General features: G+C 63.4%; 17 protein-coding genes. 11 read left to right on the top strand and 6 right to left on the bottom strand.

Going from position 1 to position 21,456, the window contains the following annotated elements; all coding sequences use genetic code 11:
• The first annotated feature begins 9 nt into the window (after positions 1 to 9).
• Together H6955_05760 and H6955_05765 are read left to right on the top strand one after the other, a co-directional pair.
• Complete coding sequence (locus tag H6955_05760; protein MCP5313040.1) at positions 10 to 1,491, top strand: FMN-binding glutamate synthase family protein; 1,482 nt, start codon at positions 10 to 12, stop codon at positions 1,489 to 1,491.
• A complete protein-coding gene (locus H6955_05765; GenBank protein MCP5313041.1) occupies positions 1,492 to 2,727 on the top strand; it encodes a sodium:proton antiporter in 1,236 nt (411 codons plus the stop codon).
• Here the strand turns inward: H6955_05765 and H6955_05770 are convergent.
• The 4 genes from H6955_05770 to H6955_05785 all read right to left on the bottom strand — a co-directional run bounded on the left by H6955_05770 (position 2,724) and on the right by H6955_05785 (position 7,958).
• Positions 2,724 to 3,059: a hypothetical protein gene (locus H6955_05770; GenBank protein MCP5313042.1), complete on the bottom strand. Its 336-nt coding sequence runs from the start codon at positions 3,057 to 3,059 to the stop codon at positions 2,724 to 2,726. The genes H6955_05765 and H6955_05770 overlap by 4 nt on opposite strands.
• A 5-nt stretch (positions 3,060 to 3,064) precedes the next feature.
• Positions 3,065 to 4,894: a Na/Pi cotransporter family protein gene (locus H6955_05775; GenBank protein ID MCP5313043.1), complete on the bottom strand. Its 1,830-nt coding sequence runs from the start codon at positions 4,892 to 4,894 to the stop codon at positions 3,065 to 3,067.
• A gap of 59 nt (positions 4,895 to 4,953) precedes the next feature.
• Positions 4,954 to 7,215, bottom strand: a complete 2,262-nt coding sequence (gene ptsP, locus H6955_05780; GenBank protein ID MCP5313044.1) for a phosphoenolpyruvate--protein phosphotransferase — start codon at positions 7,213 to 7,215, stop codon at positions 4,954 to 4,956.
• 137 nt (positions 7,216 to 7,352) lie between these two features.
• The gene (locus H6955_05785; protein MCP5313045.1) at positions 7,353 to 7,958 is read right to left on the bottom strand and encodes an RNA pyrophosphohydrolase; all 606 of its coding nucleotides are present in this window, start codon (positions 7,956 to 7,958) and stop codon (positions 7,353 to 7,355) included.
• Positions 7,959 to 8,028: 70 nt separating this feature from the next.
• Between H6955_05785 and H6955_05790 the strand changes: the two genes are divergently transcribed.
• The 8 genes from H6955_05790 (at position 8,029) to H6955_05825 (ending at position 14,966) form a co-directional block, all read left to right on the top strand.
• Complete coding sequence (locus tag H6955_05790) at positions 8,029 to 8,715, top strand: HAD family hydrolase (GenBank protein ID MCP5313046.1); 687 nt, start codon at positions 8,029 to 8,031, stop codon at positions 8,713 to 8,715.
• Positions 8,716 to 8,718: 3 nt separating this feature from the next.
• Positions 8,719 to 9,705 (top strand): iron ABC transporter permease, encoded by a 987-nt coding sequence (locus H6955_05795; GenBank protein MCP5313047.1) that lies wholly within the window; start codon positions 8,719 to 8,721, stop codon positions 9,703 to 9,705.
• Positions 9,702 to 10,490: an ABC transporter ATP-binding protein gene (locus tag H6955_05800; GenBank protein ID MCP5313048.1), complete on the top strand. Its 789-nt coding sequence runs from the start codon at positions 9,702 to 9,704 to the stop codon at positions 10,488 to 10,490. Before H6955_05795 ends, H6955_05800 begins: the two co-directional genes overlap by 4 nt.
• A 49-nt stretch (positions 10,491 to 10,539) precedes the next feature.
• Positions 10,540 to 10,755, top strand: a complete 216-nt coding sequence (locus H6955_05805; GenBank protein MCP5313049.1) for a hypothetical protein — start codon at positions 10,540 to 10,542, stop codon at positions 10,753 to 10,755.
• 163 nt (positions 10,756 to 10,918) lie between these two features.
• Positions 10,919 to 11,413 carry a helix-turn-helix domain-containing protein gene (locus H6955_05810; GenBank protein MCP5313050.1) on the top strand — a complete coding sequence of 165 codons (495 nt, stop codon included), beginning with the start codon at positions 10,919 to 10,921 and terminating at the stop codon, positions 11,411 to 11,413.
• A gap of 158 nt (positions 11,414 to 11,571) precedes the next feature.
• Complete coding sequence (locus tag H6955_05815) at positions 11,572 to 11,970, top strand: hypothetical protein (GenBank protein ID MCP5313051.1); 399 nt, start codon at positions 11,572 to 11,574, stop codon at positions 11,968 to 11,970.
• Positions 11,971 to 12,090: 120 nt separating this feature from the next.
• Positions 12,091 to 13,602, top strand: a complete 1,512-nt coding sequence (locus H6955_05820) for a gamma-glutamyltransferase (protein MCP5313052.1) — start codon at positions 12,091 to 12,093, stop codon at positions 13,600 to 13,602.
• Between the two features lie 41 nt (positions 13,603 to 13,643).
• Positions 13,644 to 14,966, top strand: coding sequence for an HD-GYP domain-containing protein (locus H6955_05825; protein ID MCP5313053.1), 1,323 nt, complete (start codon positions 13,644 to 13,646; stop codon positions 14,964 to 14,966).
• Positions 14,967 to 14,978: 12 nt separating this feature from the next.
• On the opposite strand, the gene H6955_05830 is transcribed toward H6955_05825, so the two are convergent.
• On the bottom strand, positions 14,979 to 15,773 hold the full coding sequence (locus tag H6955_05830) for a hypothetical protein (GenBank protein MCP5313054.1): 795 nt from the start codon (positions 15,771 to 15,773) through the stop codon (positions 14,979 to 14,981).
• Positions 15,774 to 15,887: 114 nt separating this feature from the next.
• A complete protein-coding gene (clpB, locus tag H6955_05835) occupies positions 15,888 to 18,518 on the bottom strand; it encodes an ATP-dependent chaperone ClpB (GenBank protein MCP5313055.1) in 2,631 nt (876 codons plus the stop codon).
• Positions 18,519 to 18,658: 140 nt separating this feature from the next.
• Between clpB and H6955_05840 the strand changes: the two genes are divergently transcribed.
• Positions 18,659 to 21,412: an MMPL family transporter gene (locus H6955_05840; GenBank protein MCP5313056.1), complete on the top strand. Its 2,754-nt coding sequence runs from the start codon at positions 18,659 to 18,661 to the stop codon at positions 21,410 to 21,412.
• Positions 21,413 to 21,456 lie beyond the last annotated feature (44 nt).

Genomic DNA, 21,456 nt, shown 5'->3' on the forward strand with positions numbered 1-21,456 from the left:
GGCTTCCTGATGACCAGCCTGGAACTGCTTGCCGCGCTCTTCATCCTGGTGCTCGGAGCGCTCGCGCTCTGGGCAGTGGTCGCATACATCCTGGATGTCACCCAGACGCGCCACGCGATCCGCCGCAACTACCCGGTGATCGGACGTTTTCGCTATTTCTTCGAGCACCTGGGCGAGTTCTTCAGGCAATATTTCTTCGCGATGGACCGCGAAGAGCTGCCATTCAACCGCGCGCAACGCTCCTGGGTGTACCGCGCGGCAAAGGACCTCAACAACACGGTTGCCTTCGGTTCGACGCGTGATCTGCGGCGCCCCGGCACCATCCTGTTCGTCAACTGCGCGTTTCCGACCCTGGGCGAAGACGCCGTGCCACCCCGCCCGGTGACCATCGGGCCCGACTGCCGTCACCCCTACACCACGGCGTCGCTGTTCAACATCTCGGGTATGAGCTACGGCGCGATCTCGAAACCGGCGGTACTGGCGCTGTCACACGGTGCCAACAAGGCCGGTTGCTGGTTGAACACCGGTGAGGGCGGTCTGTCGCCGTATCACCTCGAGGGTGGTTGCGACATCGTGTTCCAGATCGGCACTGCGAAGAACGGCGTTCGCGACCTCGCTGGCAATCTCAACGATGAGCGCCTGCGCGAAGTCGCGGCGCGGCCGCAGGTCAAGATGTTCGAGATCAAACTCAGCCAGGGTGCCAAACCGGGCAAGGGCGGCATCCTGCCAGGTGCCAAGGTCACCGAAGAGATCGCGCAGATCCGCGGCGTGCGTGTCGGCGAGAGCGCGATCAGTCCGAACCGGCACCCGGACATTCGCGACAACGCCGCCCTGCTCGATATGATCGAACGGGTACGCGCCACCACCGGCAAGCCGACCGGGTGCAAAACCGTAATCGGCGCACCGGGCATGCTCGACGACCTGTTCGGCGAGATCTGCCGGCGCGGCAGCGCGTGCGCGCCCGACTTCATCACCATCGACGGCGCCGAGGGCGGTACCGGTGCCGCACCGATGCCGCTGATCGACGCAGTGGGCATGCCGCTGCGCGAGGCGCTACCGATCCTGGTCGACAAACTGATCGAGTATGGCCTGCGCGAGCGGGTCAAGGTGATTGCCTCTGGCAAGCTGATCAACCCGGAAGATGTCGCCTGGGCGCTGTGTGTCGGCGCCGATTTCGTCACCAGTGCGCGCGGTTTCATGTTTGCGCTGGGCTGTATCCAGGCACTGCAGTGCAACAAGAACACCTGCCCGACCGGGATCACCACCCACGACGCGCGATTGCAGCGCGGTCTCTATCCGCCCGAGAAAGCCGACCGCGTGGCCGCGTACGTACGCAACATGGTCAACGAGGTCGGCATCATCGCGCACGCCTGCGGTGTGCGGTCGCCGAGCGAGCTACACAGGCAACACGCGCGGGTCGTTCAGGACAACGGGCTGTCGATCGGCCTGGACGAATTGCACCCGGTTCCCACAGCGCGCAGCGACGCCTAGATGCCGATCAGCTCCACGATCATGCTGTTGGCCGGAATGCTGGTAACGGCATTGCTGCTGCGCCCAATCGCCGAGCGCCGTCGCCTGCCGTTCGCCGCGGTGCTGGTCGCGACCGGCTTTCTCGGCAGCGAGGTGTTGTTGCAGTTGGGCACCGACACCGGCGTGCGCCACGACTCATTCCACGATCTGGTGTTCTACGTTTTCCTGCCGCTATTGGTGTTCGAAGCCGCTTTCAAGATCGACGCGGCGCTGTTGCGGCGCAATCTTTTTGCGATCCTGCTGATGTCGATTCCACTGCTGTTGTTCTCCATTACGCTGAGCGCTGCATTGATCTACCTGGGGATCGGCGATGCGACGGGCTTCCCCTGGGTCGCGGCACTGCTGACCGGCGCGGTGCTCGCCGCGACCGATGCCTCTCCGGTCACGGTGCGCTTTCGTGCGCTCGGCGTGCCACGCCGGCTGCGCATCCTGATGGAGGGCGAGGACCTGTTCAACGATGCCACGGCCATCGTCGCATTCAGCATCGTTCTGTACATCGCGCTGCACCCGGAAGAGCAGATCGGCATCGACGATGCGCTGTTGGCATTCGTCGCGGTGTTCTTCGGCGGTATCCTCGTGGGCCTGCTGGTCGGTTTGTCTTCGCTGCTGTTGTCACGGCTGTTCGAAGACGCAGTACAACAGGCATTGATTTCGCTGATCGCCGCCTATACCGCCTTTCTGGTTGCCAACGAATACCTGCAGGTATCGGGTGTCATGGCCGTGTTGACCACCGGTCTGATCATGGGGCGGGTCATTCACAACGATTTCCAGGACCGACCCGGCGGCTTCGTCGACACGTTCTGGGGATTCAATGCCTACGTCGCCGAGGCACTGATGTTTCTGTTGATGGGCGTGACCGTGGGCCTGGAGATGTTCACCGAACGCTGGCTGGCGATTGTGATCGGAATCGCCGCGCTACTGATCGCGCGTGCGGCCGGTATGCTGGCTGTGCTGCCACTGATCAATCGCCTGCCTATGGTCGAACCCGTGCCACGGGCCTACCGTGAGGTACTGTTCCTCGGCAGCCTGCGTGGCGCGGTGGTACTCGCGCTGGGCCTGTCACTGCCGGTCGAACTTCCCTACTGGTGGACCATCCAGTCGATCGCATTCGGTGCCGTGATCTTCAGCCTGTTCGTACAGGCACCGATGGTCGAGCCCGTGCTGAAACGGCGCGGGCTGCTGAATGTCACCGACTAACCCGCATTGTCGGCAGGGCTGTCGGCGGTCGACGGTTCGGGCGGCTGTTCGGCCGTGTCCGCGGGTGGCGGCGCCTCTTCGGCCGCATCGCGTTCTGCCTTGAGCCGACGGTAGACCTCGGCCCCCTTCTGACGCTGCGCGCGCAGCACGTCGATCTTCTGCCGCAACCGCTGCCGCGCATCCTTGCCGCGCGTACGCTTGAGCTTGTCTTCCAGTTCTTCCTGTTTCTTCTTCAGCGCCTTGACGGTCTTGCGCAGCTTCTTCAGCTTGGTGTCCTGCGGTGGGCGACTCAGGAGTTTGCGAACCCTGGCCACCAGCTTGGTTGTTTTCATCTGGGTCATTCTCCGGTTTTGACCGATTGGTTCCTGTGGCGCATCTGTTCCGCCACCTGTTCGACTTCTTCAGGATTGAGAGAAATATCCGGCAGTTCTTCGTCGATGTTCGGCGAAGATGCCAGCAGACCTTGTGCCATGTCCAACAATCGCTCCATGATTTCATTGACATACAGGCTGTCATTCATCAGCGAGGTCGCCATCTGCGCCGAGATCGCCCCGTCACGAATCAGCGTATCGACGGCCTTGTGGCTGTAGCGATGGCTGTCCGCGATCTCCACTTTGATCGCGTCGAGTGACAACAGGGAGACATCGTCATGGTCTTCCTGGCGCAACACCTCGAGGTCGCGCAACAGCTCACCGATCCTCACACGGAAACGGTTGTATTCGCGCCGGATGTGCGGATTCGGCGACCTTGTGTAACGCACCAGGTTCTTGCGCAGGTGCTTCACCGCCTTGATGGCCGCGACGATATCGAGGTTTGCCTGCCACAGGCCCTGCAGCTTGGTCGCCTTCGCGGCCGGCATCCGAGCCGACGCGCGAGTATAGAACGCGATGTTGGCACTGTAGATGTCCTTCACCATCAGCTCGTACTGCTGGTCGATATCGACGTCGATCAGATCACCACGTGGTTCGATCAGCTCGTGGAGGTCGGCATCCGAGCTGATCATGGAACGGCGCAGATTGACGCCGTGCGCAATGATCGAGAATGCATTGTTGAACAGGTGGCGGGTCTCGCGCCGCAGGGCGGTCAGTGCGACGTCCGGAAACTCCAGCGAGGCGTCGCTCAGGTAGCGAGGCAGGTCTCGTTCACGGCGTTCACCCTTCATCACCCGGTTCAACATGCCAACCATGTGGGGTATGAACGGCGTGAACACCGCCAGCCCGAAGCCATTGAACAGCGTGTGAAACACTGCGAGCTTGAGCGTGTAATCGTTGGCCGGTATGCCGACCGCATCGCTGACGACCTCGACAGCGGCGACGAACACCTTGATGAACACCAATGCGATCAACCCGGTGCCAACATTGAAGACCAGGTGTGCGCCGGCGAGACGCCTGCCATCGACCGGCGCGCCCAGGGCGCCGAGCACGGCCGTTATGGTGGTACCCACATTGGCCCCGATCGCCAACGCGAGCGCATTCTCATAGGTGATCTGGCCGGCACCCAAGGCGGTGATGATCAACACCAGCGTAGCGTGGCTGGATTGCATCACGACCGTCGCCAGGGTGCCGAACAGACTGTACAGCAGCAGGCCGGCCACCCCGGCGACCGCGTATTCGGTGAGATCCAGTTGGTCGGCAAAACCCGCAAATCCCTCTTTCATGTAGTGGATGCCGAGAAACAGGAAGCCAAGCCCGGAGAGGATCCACCCGATTCCCTTCAGTGGCCGGGGTTTCTGGAAGATCAACAATATACCGAACACCAACAGCGGCAAGGCGTAGGCGGAGAGATTCACCTTGAGGCCGAATCCGGCGACGATCCACGCCCCTGTGGTGGTGCCGAGGTTTGCGCCGAAGATGATGCCGATCCCGCTGGCGAGACCGAGCAGCCCCGCGCTCAGGAAGCTGATCGTTATCACCGACACCAGCGACGACGACTGCATCAAGGTGGTCGTGACGACGCCAAACGTCAGACTCTTCCAGGTCTTGTCGGTGCTGACACGCAACAGATTCTCGAGTGTACCGCCGGTGAATGCGCGGAATCCCTCTTCCATGCACAGCATCCCGAACAGAAAGATCGCCACCCCTGCGGCAATGTCCTTGAACGTCGAACTGATCCAGAAGCCGTAGGCGAGTAGCGCGATGATGATCGGCAGTGTAAGGCGTCGGTACACAGGCTCAACCCGCCTCGCGGAGAAGGGTCGTTGTACGCGCCACGATCATGGCCTGCTAGTCAACGGCCAGGTCTGAACAGGCCGCCAAGTCCCATATCATCCAGTGCGCCCTCCATGAAGCGTCGCACCTGTTGTGCATCTTCCATGCGCAACGCGGCATGCAGCATCTGGCGCGCGCGCGACACACTGAAGCTGCGCACCACCCACTTCACTTTCATCAGACTACCGGCGCTCATGCTCAGGCTGTCGACCCCCAGACCCATCAACAGGACTGTCGCGAGCGGGTTGCCTGCCAGTTCACCACAGATACCCACCGGACGGTTGAACACGCGTACGCCGCGCACGACCTGTTCGAGCGCGCGCAACACCGCCGGGTGCAGATCGTCATACAGATCGCCGACACGCGGGTTGTTGCGATCGACGGCGAGAATGTACTGGGTCAGGTCGTTGGTTCCGACCGACACGAAGTCCACGCGCCGGGCCAACTCCTCGATCATATAGACCGCCGAAGGCACCTCGACCATGACACCGATGCGCGGCATCGCGACCGCGTAGCCTTCTTCGAGCAGCTCATCGTGTGCACGCTTGATCAGCATCTTGAGCTCATCGACCTCGGATACGCCGCTGATCATCGGCAGCATGATCTGCAGATTGTCCAGATCGACCGCGGCCCGCAGCATCGCGCGCACCTGCGTGATGAAGATCTCCGGATGCGACAGTGAGACACGCACACCGCGCCAGCCGAGAAACGGATTCTGCTCTTCGATCGGAAAGTACGGCAGCGGTTTGTCGCCGCCGATGTCGAGGGTTCGCAATATCACGGGACGCGGTGCAAAGGTCTCGAGTACCCGCCGGTAGTTCATCACCTGCACCGACTCGGCCGGAAACCGGTCGCGCACCATGAACGGCAGTTCGGTCCGATACAGGCCGATGCCGGCGAAATCGTCGGTGTTGGCGTTGTTGGTCTCATTGACCAGACCGGTGTTCAGAAACAGCGGAAACGCGACGCCATCGGTCGACTCGGCCGGCAGGCCGCGCAGGCTCTCCGCCTCGGCGGTCAGCTCACGCTCCTCCTGCGCCAGGCGTTCGTACTCGTTGCGTACCGCCAGTGACGGCGCGATATAGACCCGCCCGCGATAACCGTCGACGATGAGCTCGCGGTTTTCCATCCGCCCGACCGGCAGGTTGGTCACGCCCATCACCGCGGGGACGCCCATGGCCCGCGCCAGGATCGCGACATGCGAGGAACTCGAACCTGCCGCGGAGACCACGCCCACCAGACGATCCGCCGGCACCTCGGCGAGCTGCACCGCACTGACCTCTTCGCCGACCAGGATCGTCTCGCTGGGATACTCGACCGGCCGGGGACTGTCACTCTGCAGGTGCATCAGTATTCGCCGTCCGAGATCGCGAATGTCGGATGCCCGCTCGCGCAGGTAAACATCGTCCATGTTCTCGAACACCTGGGCATGCGCGGCGATGCTCTCCCGCAGCGCGCCGGGGGCCCATTGTCCAGCTTCGATCAGCTCGATCGTCTGCGTGACCAGGGTGTCGCTGCCGAGCATCAGCAACAAGGCATCGAACAACGCGTTGTCTTCGGCCGGGATCTCGTCGGCGAGACGTGCCTTGAGCCGGCGCAGGTCGTCCTCCACCGCAGACACCGCGGCGCGGAAAGAGGCGCACTCCACCGCGACGTCGTCGGCCTCGCGGTCGGGAATCGCATCGAGATCCGCGAGGCGGTAAGCGACGGCCCCGCGACCGATCGAGACACCGGTGCTGCCTGGCCGACCCTCGAGATAGCGCGATGCGCGCGACGGGGTGGTCAGCGTATCCAGTCCGCCACTGGCTTGGGCATAGGTGATCGCCCCGGCGAGTTGCGCAGCGAGGGTGAATACGAAGGTCACTTCGTCGTCGGTGAACTCGCGTTGCGCCTCCTGACGCACGACGAGCACCCCGAGCACCTTGCGATTCTGGATGATCGGCACGCCCAGAAACCCGTTGTAGAGAGTCTCGCCGGTCTCGGTGATACGCAGATAGCGCGGGTGCGCAGGGGCATCGCTCAGGTTGAGTGGTTCGGCGCGCTCGGCGACCAGCCCGACCAGACCGCGACCCAGGGGCAGCGATACCTTGCCCACGGCTTCCTGGCGGAGACCGTCGGTCGCGGCCAGTACATGCGCACGGGTATCGGGATCGGTGAGGTAGACCGAACAGACGTCGCAGTGGATCGCCTGTTTGACCAGCGTGACGATCAGGCTGAGGGTCTTTTCGAGGTCGGCGGCGGCATTGACCTCTTTGACGATGCGATGCAGGGTCTCAAGCATGGTCGTGGAGGTCCGCATCGTCCTGACACCGCACGCGACCGCGGTCGGGCGCCTGACCCGGCATCAATGCCCGGACCGCATCGAGGGGCCGACCACGCCCCGTGGGCTGAGCCTTACGCAAATATCCGCCTCGCCCACTAGCGACGCTGCTGGCGCAGAAAGTTGGCCTGCGGACGTGCCGGCGCGCCTTCGGGAAACAACAGCGGGGCCAGTTCTTCGAGCGCGCGCTGGTAGACACGCCGCTTGAAATAGATCACCTCGCGCACCGGTTGCCAGTACTTCACCCAACGCCAGCTGTCGAACTCGGGCTTGTCGGACGAATCGAGACAGAACTCGCTCTCGCGGCAATGCACGCGCAACAGGAACCAGCGCTGTTTCTGCCCGATGCACACCGGATGCGAGTGGCGACGGATGAAACGCTTCGGCAGACGATAGCGCAACCAATGGCTGGTCGAGCCGAGCAGATCGACATGCTCGGGCCGCAAACCCACCTCTTCGTGCAATTCGCGATACATCGCCTGTTCGGGCGTCTCGTCAGATTGAATGCCGCCCTGCGGGAACTGCCAGGCGTCCTGTCCTATCCGGCGACCCCAAAAAAGACGATTCTGCTCATTGCACAGGATGATCCCCACATTCGGCCGGAAACCGTCGGCATCTATCACGGAAAAAACCGTTAAATTTCGTATCAATTGCGCTCGATTGTTCCACAGTAGGCACAGCAGCCGCAAGCAGGGCCAAAGCATAAGCTATTGCTTATAAAGGAATTACTGTATAGTCGCCGGTCCGTGGAACCGGCCGACGAGGCGACAGCGCATGGCGCTCGCAATCTTTGACCTCGACAATACGCTGCTCGCTGGAGACTCCGACTACCTGTGGGGTCGATTCCTCGGCGAACTCGGCGTGGTCGATGCGGAGAGCTACGAGAGCGAGAACGAGAGATTCTACCGGGAATACCGCGAAGGCCGCCTGGACATCATGGAGTTTCTGGCGTTCTCGCTGCAGCCACTCAGCGAACATCCACGCACGGAGCTCGACGCCTGGCACGCCCGCTTCATGCGTGAAAAGATCGAGCCGTTGATCACGCCGGCCGCCGAACAGCTGGTCGATCGGCACCGCAAGGCCGGCGACACTCTGATGATCATCACCGCGACCAACGCGTTCGTCACCGCGCCGATCGCACGCCGCCTGGGGATCCCGCACCTGATCGCCACCGACCCGGAACAGCACAACGGACGCTACACCGGTCGGGTAAGCGGTATTCCGAGCTTCCGCGAGGGCAAGGTCGCACGCCTGCAGACCTGGCTGACCGCTCATGCCGCCAGGCTCGAAGAGGCCTGGTTCTACAGCGACTCGCACAACGACCTGCCGCTGCTCGAGCGGGTCGGCCATCCGGTCGCCGTGGATCCCGACGAGACCCTGGAACGCCACGCGCGCGAACACGGATGGCCGGTCATCAGCCTGCGCGGCGACGTCCCCGAGACCGGTCACCGGCACCTCTGAGCGGTGCGACATTCCGTTCTGCAGCGATACCGTCTGCCACTGATCGCACTGGCTTTCGCGGCCGCCAGCCTGCTCATCGGCCTATTGGTCGGCAGCGTGTGGATCGCGCCGGCCGAGGTGCTGCACCACCTGCTGCTCGACGACGGCAGCATCCCTGACCAGATCATCGACGATCTGCGGCTGCCGCGCACGCTCTGCGCATTCGCGGTTGGCGGGCTGCTGGCGCTGGCCGGGGCATTGATCCAGGTGCTGTTGCGCAACCCGCTCGGCGACCCCTATGTGCTCGGCCTGTCGGGAGGCGCTGCCAGTGCAGTGCTGCTGGCGATGCTGTTCGCTGTCCCCGCCACCTGGCATGCGCCGGCCGCCCTTGGCGGCGGACTGTTCAGTACCCTGCTGGTATTCGGCCTGGCCCATCGTGGCGATGACTGGCGCAGCGACCGACTGCTGTTGACCGGGATCGTGATCGCCGCCGGCTGGTCCGCGCTGATCAGTTTTGTGCTCAGCCTGAGCCCGGCGGCGCGCCTGCCAGGAATGCTGTTCTGGTTGATGGGAGACCTTGGTGAGGCGATTGCACCCACGTTGCCACTGGCGGTGCTGGCTGTCGGGCTTGCCCTCGCCCTGGCGCGCGCACGTGACCTGAACGTCGCCGCCCAGGGCATGCTGCAGGCTGCGGCGCTCGGCATCGACACACGCCGCCTGCGCCTCGAACTGTATTTCCTCGGCGCCCTGTGCACGGCCGCCGCTGTGACCACGGCGGGGGCGATCGGCTTCGTGGGCCTGGTCACCCCCCACCTGCTGAGGCGTCTCGGCGCCACCGACCACCGCGTGCTGCTGCCCAGTGCGGTACTGACCGGTGGCGGCCTGCTGGTGCTCGCCGACACGGCCGCACGCAGTCTGTTCAGTCCCCTGCAATTGCCGGTCGGTGTATTGACCGCGCTGCTCGGTGTCCCGGTCTTCCTGCTGCTCCTGCAGCGGCACAGGCCGGCATGAAGGCCTTGCTCGAAACCCGCGACCTCGAAATCCGCATCGCCGGCCACGCGGTATGCCAAGGCCTGCATTTGCAGGTGCACCGCGGCGAATCCTGGGCCCTGCTCGGTCCCAATGGCGCCGGCAAGACCACGCTGCTGCACGGATTGGCCGGGCTGCACGCATCCAGTCGTGGCAGCGTACTCCTCGATGGCGACCCGATCGGGCGGCTGAAGCCGCGCGAGCGGGCGCGCAGGGTCGCGCTGCTGTTACAGCACAGCAGCACCGGCTTCGGTGGTACGGCGTTGGACGCGGTGTTGAGCGGGCGCCATCCCCACCTTTCCGCCTTCGCGTGGGAAGGACCGGGAGACCTGGAAATCGCGCGCCGCGCGATGCAGGAACTCGCGCTGACCGGGGTTGCCGGGCGCTCGCTGGAGACCTTGTCGGGCGGCGAACTCCGCCGCGTGGAGATTGCCCGGCTCCTGGCGCAGCAATGTCCGTTGACGCTGCTCGACGAACCGCTCAACCATCTCGATCTGACACAGCAGACCCTTTGTCTCAACGTCTTGGCCGGTCGCAGCGTGACCCCCGAGCGGGGCATGCTGATGGTCGTGCACGACCTCAACATCGCATACCGCGCGTGCCGCCACTGGCTGCTCCTCGATGGCGCCGGTGGCTGGTACGCGGGACCGCGCGAACAGATGTCCGACTGTGCCCTGCTCAGTCGGGTGTTTCGCCATCCGATAGAGCGTATCGACACGGCCCGGGGCCCCCTGTTCATGCCGGAGCACGCACTTGCCGACGACTGAGGTGGCGGCTCCGTGACCCCGGGCGGGTCGCACTGCTACCATCTGCGGTATGGACAAACGGCGCGATCGCACCAATATCTACATCCTGCTGCTGGCGATCCTGGTGGCCGCAATCGCCGGCTACTACCTGCCAACCAAGCGACCCGAGACCGGCGCATCGATGACACCGAAGGAGTACATCGAACTGGTCGAGAAGAAGAAGGCGCAACGCCTGAAATATGCCGAAGAGGAAAAGATCCGGCAGAGCGAACAGACGCAACGTTGAGACGCAGGTCTCGTCGGGCGATCCACAAATTCCCCACGAAACGTCGGTTTTTCTGATCGGCGTCAATTGTTGACGACTTTGGTTTCAGAAGTGTCGACCGTTTCGTTGATACTGGGCACGACACAACATTCGGCGCGCACGATTCGTTGCCGGGAAAGTCGCCATGGATACATCCGAGATCGCCAAACTGCGCAACGCGGTGCGGCAACAGGTAAGCGCATCGCGCGAAAGGCGGTTCTGCTATCGCGCGCTATGTGTTTTGCTGATCGCAGAAGGACACCGCCCGAATCAGGTCGCCGACTGGCTCGGTGAGCACACGCGTACCCTGGAACGCTGGCGGAAGCGCTTTATCGACAACGGTCTCAACGGCCTGATGGACGAGACCAGCCCCGGTCGCCCCCCGAAGCTTTCCGGTGACGAATGGAAACGTCTGCAGGCCGATCTCGGGCAACCACCGAGCACGTTCGACCTCGACGGGCGCAAATGGCAGGGCAAGTTGTTGCAGACACACCTCGCCAAGCACTACGGCATCGATTTCAGCCTCAGGCAGTGCCAACGTCTGCTAAAACAGTATCGTCAGCGACCAAGCAATCTCGGGTTCAAGACAGGCGCGGCACAAAGCTATACTGCTGCTACCGAACGCGCTGGCACTGAGTGAAGTGTGCGGTGAGCGCCAGTGGCGCCGCGACTTCGAACCGGCCCGGCCTGAACGGCACCAATCAACGGTCAGTGCGATCTGAAAACATTCCCGTCTTACCGGGAAACCCTTGGTCATGACCACGTCGAAGACAATCCTTTAACAGGAGGAATTACTAGATGAATCGAATCCGTAAAACGCTGCTTGCAGGTCTGGTCGGCGCCACTGCCGTACTGGCCACTGCCAGCGCCAGCGCGTTCTGGGGCAACTGGGGCGGCGGCCCGTGGAACTGGGGCGGCTGGAACAACGGCTGGGGCAACGGCTGGGGCAATGGCTGGGGCAACAGCTGGGGCGGCAGCCCGTGGGGCTGGGGCGGCGGTTATCCGGGTTACGGCGGCTGGGGCGGCTACCCGGGTTACGGTGGCTGGGGCGGCTATCCCGGCTACGGCGGCTGGGGTGGCGGCTATCCGTACTACGGTGGCTACGGCTATGCGCCGTACTCCGGAGGCAGCTACGCCTATCCGAGCACCTCGACCTCGACCAGCAAGTCGACCACGAGCAAGTCCGACAAGAAGTAATCGGATTTCACTCGCATCCCAAAGCGCGCCTGCGGGCGCGCTTTTTGTTTGCCGGGTCGCAGGTTCCGAGGTCGCCGGTGCAGACGGCATAATGTCGTGAATGCCAGAGGACCATGCATCATGAAGGGGGCCATCGCCGCCGGACATCCGCAGACCGTCGAGGCAGCGATCGAGATGTTCGCGGCCGGCGGCAACGCGTTCGATGCGGCGCTTGCCGCGCTCGCCGCGGCCTGTGTGGTCGAACCGGTGCTCACGTCACTCGGCGGCGGCGGCTTCCTGCTCGCCAGGCGATCCAGTGGCCGCACACGTCTTTACGACTTTTTTGTGCAGACCCCGCGCGTGCGACGACCCGCTTCCGAATGCGAGTTCTACCCGGTGGTGGCGGACTTCGGAACCGCGCAACAGGAGTTCCACATCGGTGCCGGATCGATCGCGACGCCGGGCACCGTGCTCGGCCTGGTCGAGGTCCACCGCCAGCTCGGCAGCCTGCCGCTGCGTGAAATCCTGGCGCCGGCAGTCAGCTACGCGGCGCAGGGCGTAACCTTGAATGCGTTGCAGGCCTATATCTTCAGCGTGGTCGCGCCGATATATCGCGCCACGCCGGCCGCCGCGGCACTGTATGCCGGCGAGGCACTGCGCGGCGAAGGCGCACGCTTCCACCAACCCGCACTGGCCGACACCCTGGAATGGATCGCCGCCGAAGGTGCGGCACCCTTTTATCACGGTGAACTGGCTCAGCGGCTCGCCAGGCACAGTGCGGCGCACGGCGGCCACCTGTCACTCGACGACCTCGCAGGCTACCGCGTGATCGAGCGCGACCCATTGCGGCATCGGTACCGCGGCTACAAGGTGGCGACCAATCCGGCACCCTCTTCGGGCGGCGTATTGATCAACTTTGCGCTGACCGCGCTCGACGGTCAGGACCTGGCCGGCACCGGGTTCGGCAGTGTCGCCCACCTGAAGATGCTCGCCGATGTCATGGCCGCGACCAACGTCGCGCGCGATGACGGCATCATCGAGCGTTCCACTCAACATCGGCAGATCATGGAGGCCTACCGCGCGAGCATCGGCCGACACCCGGTCAACCGCCGCGGTACCACCCATATCAGCACCATCGACGCGTCCGGGAATGCCGCGTCGCTGACGTTGTCGAATGGCGAAGGCAGCGGTCAGCTGTTGCCGGACACCGGCGTGATGCTGAACAACATGCTCGGTGAAGAGGACCTGAACCCTTCGGGATTCAACCAATGGCCGTGCGACGTCCGCGTGAGTTCGATGATGGCCCCGACACTGGCCGAGGATAACCGGCACCTGGTCGCGATCGGTTCGGGCGGCTCCAACCGCCTGCGCACCGCGATCCTGCAGACGCTCAGCAATCTGATCGATTTCACGATGCCACCGGATTCGGCCGTGGAAGCGCCGCGCATCCATTTCGAGCGCGGACAGCTCGATATCGAACCCGGGTTCGGCGAAGCGGCGATCGACGGACTACGCGCCAGCTTCCCGAAACTGCGCGTCTGGGAAAACCAGAACCTGTTCTTCGGCGGCACCCATACGGTGCGCTGGGACGGTCGCGGTTTCAGCGGTGCCGGCGATCCACGCCGCGGCGGGGTCTTCGCCACGTCGCCCTGACCCGGAGGGCGGTTTTTCAGGCCTCACCGGAACCGGCCGCTATGTTCGCTGAGGAACACCACGGCACGGCCTCCACCTTGATCGAACAGAAACAGCCGACCCTGCGCTACAAGTCCTCGCGCAAGATGACCGTCCCGGTGGGCGACCTGCGCCTTGGCATGTATGTCGCCGAGCTTGACCGCCCCTGGCTGGGGACGCCATTCCTGTTTCAGGGTTTCACGATCGAAACCGAGCGCGAGCTCGAACTGCTGCGGGAATACTGCTCAAAGGTCACGATCGACGTCGAAAGCACGGTCGACTTCCAGATCAAAACCGGCAGTGGCGGCAAACCCGGCCCGCACACCCGGACGACGACGGTCAGCAAGCGATCCCAGGTCGTCGAACGCGAGATCACCCGCGCACAAACCGCCCACGCGGCGTCCAGCAAGGTCATTCGCGACATCATGGACGACGTCCGTCTCGGCAAGGCCGTGGATACCCCGGCGGCACGCGAAGCGGTCACCGAGTGCGTCGACAGTGTGATCGCCAACGCGGACGCGCTGGCCCTGCTGACGCGCATCCGTGAGAAGGACGAATACACCTCCCAGCATTCGCTCAGCGTGTCGATCCTGAGTGTGGCCCTGGGTCGGGAGATGGGTCACGGGCGCAAGGAGCTTATCGAGATCGGCTTGTGCGGCCTGCTGCACGATGTGGGCAAGGTGCTGGTCCCGGACGAGATCCTGGGCAAACCGGACCGTCTCTCGGCCGACGAGATGGAGGTGATGAAACAGCACACGACCTTTGGCCGCGACATTCTGCTGTCGAGTTCGGGGGCTCTGCTGAAAAGCGTGGATGTCGCGCATGCGCACCACGAACGCTTCGACGGCAGCGGCTATCCGCGCGGACTGGTCGAAGACCAGATCACCCCGGTCACCCGGATCGTCGCGATCGCGGACACCTTCGACGCGATCACCAGCGACCGCGTGTACGCGAATGCGCGTACCAACATGGACGCTTTCCGCATCCTCAGCCGCGGTCGCAGGACGCATTGGGACCCGAAACTCGTGATCCGCTTCGTCGAGGCGATCGGGATCTACCCTGCCGGCACGGCGGTCGAGCTGAGCAATCAGATGGTCGGTCTGGTGATCGAGAGCCACCCCACGCTCAAGCTGCGTCCCAAGCTGCTGGTCACCCATACGCCAAACGGCCCTCTCAAGCCGCCGATGATCGTCGATCTGGCGACGCGGATGCAGGACCAGTTCGGTAGAAAGCTGCAGATCAGCCGGGTGTTGCCACCGAGCAGCGCGAGCATCAGCCTGCATGAACTGCGCGCGCATGGCGTGCTCGAAAACCTGCACCAATTGCCGGAGTTCGGTCGCACCTGAGCAACGAGGCGATCAGCCTCGACGCCTCGAAGGCCCGCCGCGCAGGCGGTCGCTGTTCTGCCGCCACAGGTTGCGTGCGTGCCGCTGCAACGGGATCTCCAGGCGAAGCCCGAGGGTCTGCGCCGCCTCGAACAGTCCGACGCGCTCGATCGCCGGCACGGTCTCCGCGAAGGCGAACGCAAGGATGTTGCCGCCCTGCACGTGCGTCTGCACCACCTCTCCGTCGAACACGCCGTGCAGCGCCGCCGAGGCCTCGCGGTGCGCCGGATAATCGCTGGCCCAAAGATTGACGACCAAGACGCCACGTGCCGTGAGGCGCCCGCGGCACAGCTGCAGAAACTCCGCGGACGCCTGTTGCGGGTACATGCCGGTCGCCAGGTAGAGATCGGCGAATATCAGGTCGTGATATCCGCTGTCGACTGCCAGGAAATCCGCGGCGTCGCTGCACACCACATCGAAGCGGCGGTCGTCCGGCAGCCGGAAATAGGCGCGTGCGGCATCGATCACCGCGGCACGCTGTTCTATCCCGCGGATCCAGATACCGCGGTCGGCGGCGCGCAGCGCGCGCGCCAGGCTGCCGCCACCCAGGCCGAGCAGCAACGCGTCGCGCGGCCCATCGACCAGCAACAAGGCCAACAACATGGCCTGGGTGTAGACGTGTTGCAGACGCGCCGGTCGATCGAGATCGACACAACTCTGCTCGACCTGATTGCCGAACGTCAGATAACGCAGGCGCGCGTCCTGATACACGTGCACCTCGCCCTGCTCGTCGGCAACGCGAAAAATCAGTTCACCGAGGTCAGACACCGGGTAGCGATACCTTGAGCGCGGCATTCGGACGGGCGTGACGGGACGCCGGGACGGCGCCGTGCCGCTGTGTTCGTGACAGCGTTCGCGCCGCCATCTCCGCGGCCGCCACGCTCAGTCGACCAGTTCACCCTCGATCACCGCACCCTCGTCGTCGGTATCGACGTTGCTGCCACGCGAGAACGTCAGACCATCGTTGCTTACGTTCACGTGGATCACGTCGCCCGGGCCGAACACACCGGCCAGGATCTCCTGGGCCAGCGGGTTTTCCAGCTGTTGCTGGATCGCGCGTTTGAGCGGTCGTGCACCGTAGACCGGATCGAAACCCGCCTCGCCGAGGCGGTCCAGAGCGCCGCGGCTGACTTCCAACCCCATGTCGCGGTCGGCGAGCCGTTTGCGCAGGTAACCGATCTGCACCTCGGTGATCGCGCGGATCTGTTCCCGACCCAGCGGATGGAAGACCACAGCCTCGTCGACGCGGTTGATGAACTCGGGACGGAAATGTTGCCCGACCACCTCCATCACCGCCGCCTTCATCTGCTCGTACTTCTCCTCGCCGGCCAGCGTCTGGATGATGTCCGAACCCAGGTTCGACGTCATCACGATCACGGTATTGCGGAAGTCGACGGTACGCCCCTGGCCATCGGTCAGGCGACCGTCATCGAGGACCTGCAGCAATACGTTGAACACATCCGGGTGGGCCTTTTCGACTTCATCCATCAGGATCACGCTATAGGGCCGGCGGCGAACGGCCTCGGTCAGATAGCCGCCCTCCTCGTAGCCGACATAACCGGGCGGCGCCCCGATCAGACGCGCCACCGAGTGTTTTTCCATGAACTCCGACATGTCGATGCGGACCATCGCCTCTTCGGTGTCGAACAGGAACTCGGCCAGCGCCTTGCACAGTTCGGTCTTACCGACCCCGGTCGGGCCGAGAAACAGGAAAGAACCGTTCGGCCGGTTCGGGTCGGCAAGCCCGGCGCGCGAACGCCGGATCGCATTCGAGACCGCGGCGACCGCCTCGATCTGGCCGATAACGCGCCTGCCGATCACCGCCTCCATGCGCAGCAGCTTGTCTTTCTCGCCCTCGAGCATCTTGGAGACCGGGATGCCGGTCCATTTCGAGACGATCCCGGCGATCTCCTCGTCGCTGACCTTGTTACGCAGCAGATGGGTCTCCTGCATCTCCGCCTGGCTCGCCATGTCGAGTTGTCGCTCCAGTTCGGGGATACGGCCGTACTGCAGTTCGGACATGCGCTGCAGGTCACCGGCGCGGCGTGCGGTCTCGAACTCGAGCCGCGCCTGCTCCAGCGCTTCCTTGATGTGCGTCGTGCCCTGCACCGCGGCCTTCTCCGAGGTCCAGATCTCCTCGAGATCGGCAAACTCACGCTCGAGCTCGGCGATATCGCTCTCGAGCGCGGCGAGGCGCTTCTTCGAGGCCTCGTCGGACTCCTTCTTCAACGCCTCACGCTCGATCTTCAGCTGCACCAGCCGACGGTCGAGCTTGTCCATCTCCTCCGGCATCGAATCGATCTCCATACGGATCTGCGATGCGGCCTCGTCGATCAGATCGATGGCCTTGTCGGGAAGTTGCCGGTCGGTGATGTAACGGTGCGACAGGGTCGCCGCAGCGACGATTGCCGGATCGGTGATCTCCACACCGTGATGGACCTCGTAGCGTTCCTTGAGGCCACGCAGGATCGCGATCGTGTCCTCGACCGTCGGTTCGTCCACCAACACCTTCTGGAAACGCCGTTCCAGCGCGGCATCCTTTTCGATGTACTTGCGGTATTCATCGAGCGTGGTCGCGCCGATGCAGTGCAGTTCACCGCGCGCCAGTGCTGGCTTGAGCATGTTGCCGGCGTCCATCGCGCCTTCGGCCTTGCCGGCGCCGACCATCGTGTGGATCTCGTCGATGAACAGAATGATCTGGCCTTCTTGCTTGGCGAGGTCGTTGAGCACGGCTTTGAGGCGTTCCTCGAACTCACCGCGGAACTTGGCGCCGGCGATCAGCGCCCCCATGTCGAGCGACAGCAGGCGCTTGCTCTTCAGGCCCTCCGGCACCTCGCCGTTGATGATGCGCTGCGCCAGGCCCTCGACGATCGCGGTCTTGCCGACACCGGGCTCGCCGATCAAAACCGGGTTGTTCTTGGTCCGGCGCTGCAGCACCTGGATCGAGCGGCGGATCTCGTCGTCACGCCCGATTACCGGGTCGAGCTTGCCCTGTTCGGCGCGTTCGGTCAGGTCGATGGTGTACTTCTGCAACGCCTGACGCTGTTCCTCGGCGTTCGGGTCGTCGACCGACTGACCGCCGCGCACCTGCTCGATCGCCTTTTCGAGCGCGCCCTTGCTGCCACCGGCCTTGCGCACCAGGTCACCGATGGCGCCTTTGTCCTCGACCGCTGCGAGGATGAACAACTCCGAACTGATGTATTGGTCTTTGCGCTGCTGGGCAAGCTTGTCGGTCTGGTTCAGCAGGCGGCCGAGATCGTTCGAGATATGCACGTCTCCCGCCGCGCCTTGCACGGACGGCAGGCGGTCGAGCGCCTCGCCGACCGCCGAACGCAACTGGTTCACATTCACATCAGCCTGGGCCAGCAGGTGACGCACACTGCCCCCCTCCTGGTCGAGCAGCGCCATCAGAAGGTGAACCGGCTCGATGAACTGGTGGTCTCGCCCTACCGCGAGGCTTTGCGCGTCGGCCAGTGCCAACTGGAACTTGCTTGTCAGTCGGTCCATGCGCATGGGACAAAAACTCCGAAAAACTCTATGGTTAAGCCTCATATGGGGGGGCCGGCGGCTAAATCAAGGGACTTGCCCGCCAACTCCCGGCCGGCACCGAATGCCGGCTACAATCCGGCCGACTACCGCTTGGAACCCGTTGCATGCAGCACCTGTTGATCCAGTTCGCCCGTCGACCCTGGCTGTGGCTCACACTGCTGCTCATTGCGACGGTGATCGCCGCCAGCCAGGTCACCAAGCTGCGCGTAAAGGTGTCGTCCGACGAGATGCTGGTGATCAACGACCCCCAGCGAGCCTTCTACGAAGAGGTCAAGGCCGCGTTCGGCGAAGAAAAGATCGTGTTGCTCGTGGTCGAAGGCGAGCGACTGCTGACGCCCGAGCAACTCACTGTGTTGCAGCGTGTCATCAACGACCTCGAATCACTGCCGTTCGTTGCGCGTACCGAGAGCCTGTTCAGCGCACCGCATGTCAAGAGCGTCGAGGGTTACCTGGACAAGGAACCCTATCTCGCAAAGATTCCGGCAACCGCTGAAGAAGGCCAGGCGCTGTTGGCCGAAGCCCTGAAGAATCCGCTGATCCGGAACGTGCTGGTGTCCGCCGACGGCCACGCCATGGCGGTCGCGGTGGTGCTGAAGGAGAAGGACCGGGAATACGACGACGATGTCGTCACCAACGCGATCGACAAGGCCGTTGAACCGCTGCTGACAGTGTACGAACGCGCCTATCCGATCGGTTTCGCCCAGGTGCGTACCGAGATCGCCAGCCGCATCATCGAAGAACAGTACAAGCTGATGCCGCTGGCAGTCGGTGCACTGCTGCTCGTGTTGTTCGTGCTGCTGCGGCAGCTGCTGGACATCGTCACCCCCTTGATCACCGCGGGCGTCAGTATCATCTGGACGTTCGGGCTGATGGGCTGGCTCGGCGTGCCCATCAACGTCGTGACATCAACCATTCCCATCCTGTTGATCGTTGTCGGATCGACCGAAGACATCCATCTCCTCGCCGAGTTCCGGCATGCGCAACGGCGCGGAAACACCGTCGCGCGCGCATTGGCCCACATGGCACGCAAGATGGGGCGCACCGTGCTGCTCACCTTCGTGACCACCTATGCCGGATTCTTCTCGGTGGGCTTCAGTGGTATCGAGGTACTCAGCCAGTTTGGCCTGGTCGCCTCGACCGGCCTGCTCTTCAACTTCGTGGTCACAATTGTGTTCATCCCGGCCGCCCTCGCGATTGCCGGCCGCTGGCACATCGACGGACGCACCCGGATGTTCGACCGGCAGACCCAGGGATGGGCCGCCGCATACTGGCGCTTTCTCATCCGTCACCGCTGGCAGGCGTTCGCCTTGCTGACGCTGCTCGCCGCGATCGCAGCCACCGGCATCCCGCGCATCAAGGTCAATCACAATCCGACCGACAGCCTGGGCGAGGCTTCGGCTGTCGCACAGCACATCGAGCGCCTCAACGAAAAGTTCGCCGGGCTCGAGTCCTTCTCAGTGGTGATCGACTCCGGGATCCAGGACACTTTCCTGCACGCTCGCTACCTCGAAGACTTGGTCAAGGTGCAGGAATTCATCCAGGGAATCGACAGCGGCATGTCGGTGACGTCATTTGGAGACTACCTCACGCTGCTGAACAACGCGCTGCTCGAGAGTGACAAGGCCGGACTGCCGCGGACCAACGACGAGATCGCGGAACTGATGATCTTCCTCGACCATGACCGGGTAAAGGCGTACGTGACCGAGGATTACAGTCGAGCCCGCGTGCTGGTCCGACACAACAATGCGACCGCAGAACAACTCGGTGCCATTCTAAAACAGGTGCGTGGCTACCTCGACGAGCACCTCGACCGCGGACTCAGTGCCCGGATCACCGGAGACTCCATGCTGACGCTTTCAGCGACCAACAGCATGATCCTCGGTCAGCTGCAATCAGTCCTGCTGATCCTCACGTTCTTCGTGTTGATCGTCGCGTTCCTGTTTACCGATCTGCGTGTCGGCCTGCTGGCCGCGCTGCCCAATATCTTCCCGGTGATCATACTGTTCGGCGTTATGGGCTATGCGGAGATTCCGCTGAACATCGGCACGACCATGGCCGCAGCGATCGCGATCGGCATCGCGGTCGACGACACCTTGCATTTCATGCTGCGCTACAACCAGGAACTGCGCACATCGAAAAGTCAGAATCGCGCAATGCAGGCGACGATCTACGAAGAGGCATTGCCGGTCGTTTCGACATCCGTGGCGCTGGGTATCGGATTTCTCATCTTCGGGGGGTCGGGTTTTTCACCGGTCGCTCAGTTCGGCCAGTTGAGTGCCCTGGTGATACTGACCGCATTGCTCGCCGACTTCGTCATCACGCCGCTGGCCATCGGCTCTCTGCGGCTGGTCACTCTGTGGGAACTGCTGTCGGCACGGGTCCGCCACCAGATCATTCCGAGCAGTCCATTGTTCCGCGACATGCGGCCATGGCAGATCCGTAAGTTCGTGCTGTCGAGCACCCTGATCGAACTCCGGCCCGGCGATTACGTCTACCGCCTCAACGACGACAGCAATGCGCTATACCTTGTGATGAAAGGTGTGGTCGAGATAACGGTCCCCAGACGGACCGGCGGCGGTGCCGACCCGGTCGTGGACCAGTTCAGTGCCGGTCAGGTATTCGGCGATATTGCAATGTTGGCTGACGAACCGCGCAAGACGAACGCGATTGCGCTGACGCCGGCGACGTTGATGGAGCTGACGCGCGAGGCGATCTCGAATGTCACCTATTTTCACCCGTTTATCGCTTCGCGCCTGTTTATCAATCTGGCGAGCAACGTCAGCTGCCGCTGGGTGTCGTTCATCGAACGCGTGCGCAATCCACAGTTCGGTATGGCCGAGGAGGACGAAAAAAAATGAGCGCCTGGCCTTCAACAAGCAACAGACCACCACAGGAACCGCGG

It is taken from the genome of Chromatiaceae bacterium (assembly GCA_024235395.1).
Lineage (GTDB): Bacteria > Pseudomonadota > Gammaproteobacteria > Chromatiales > Chromatiaceae > Thiosocius.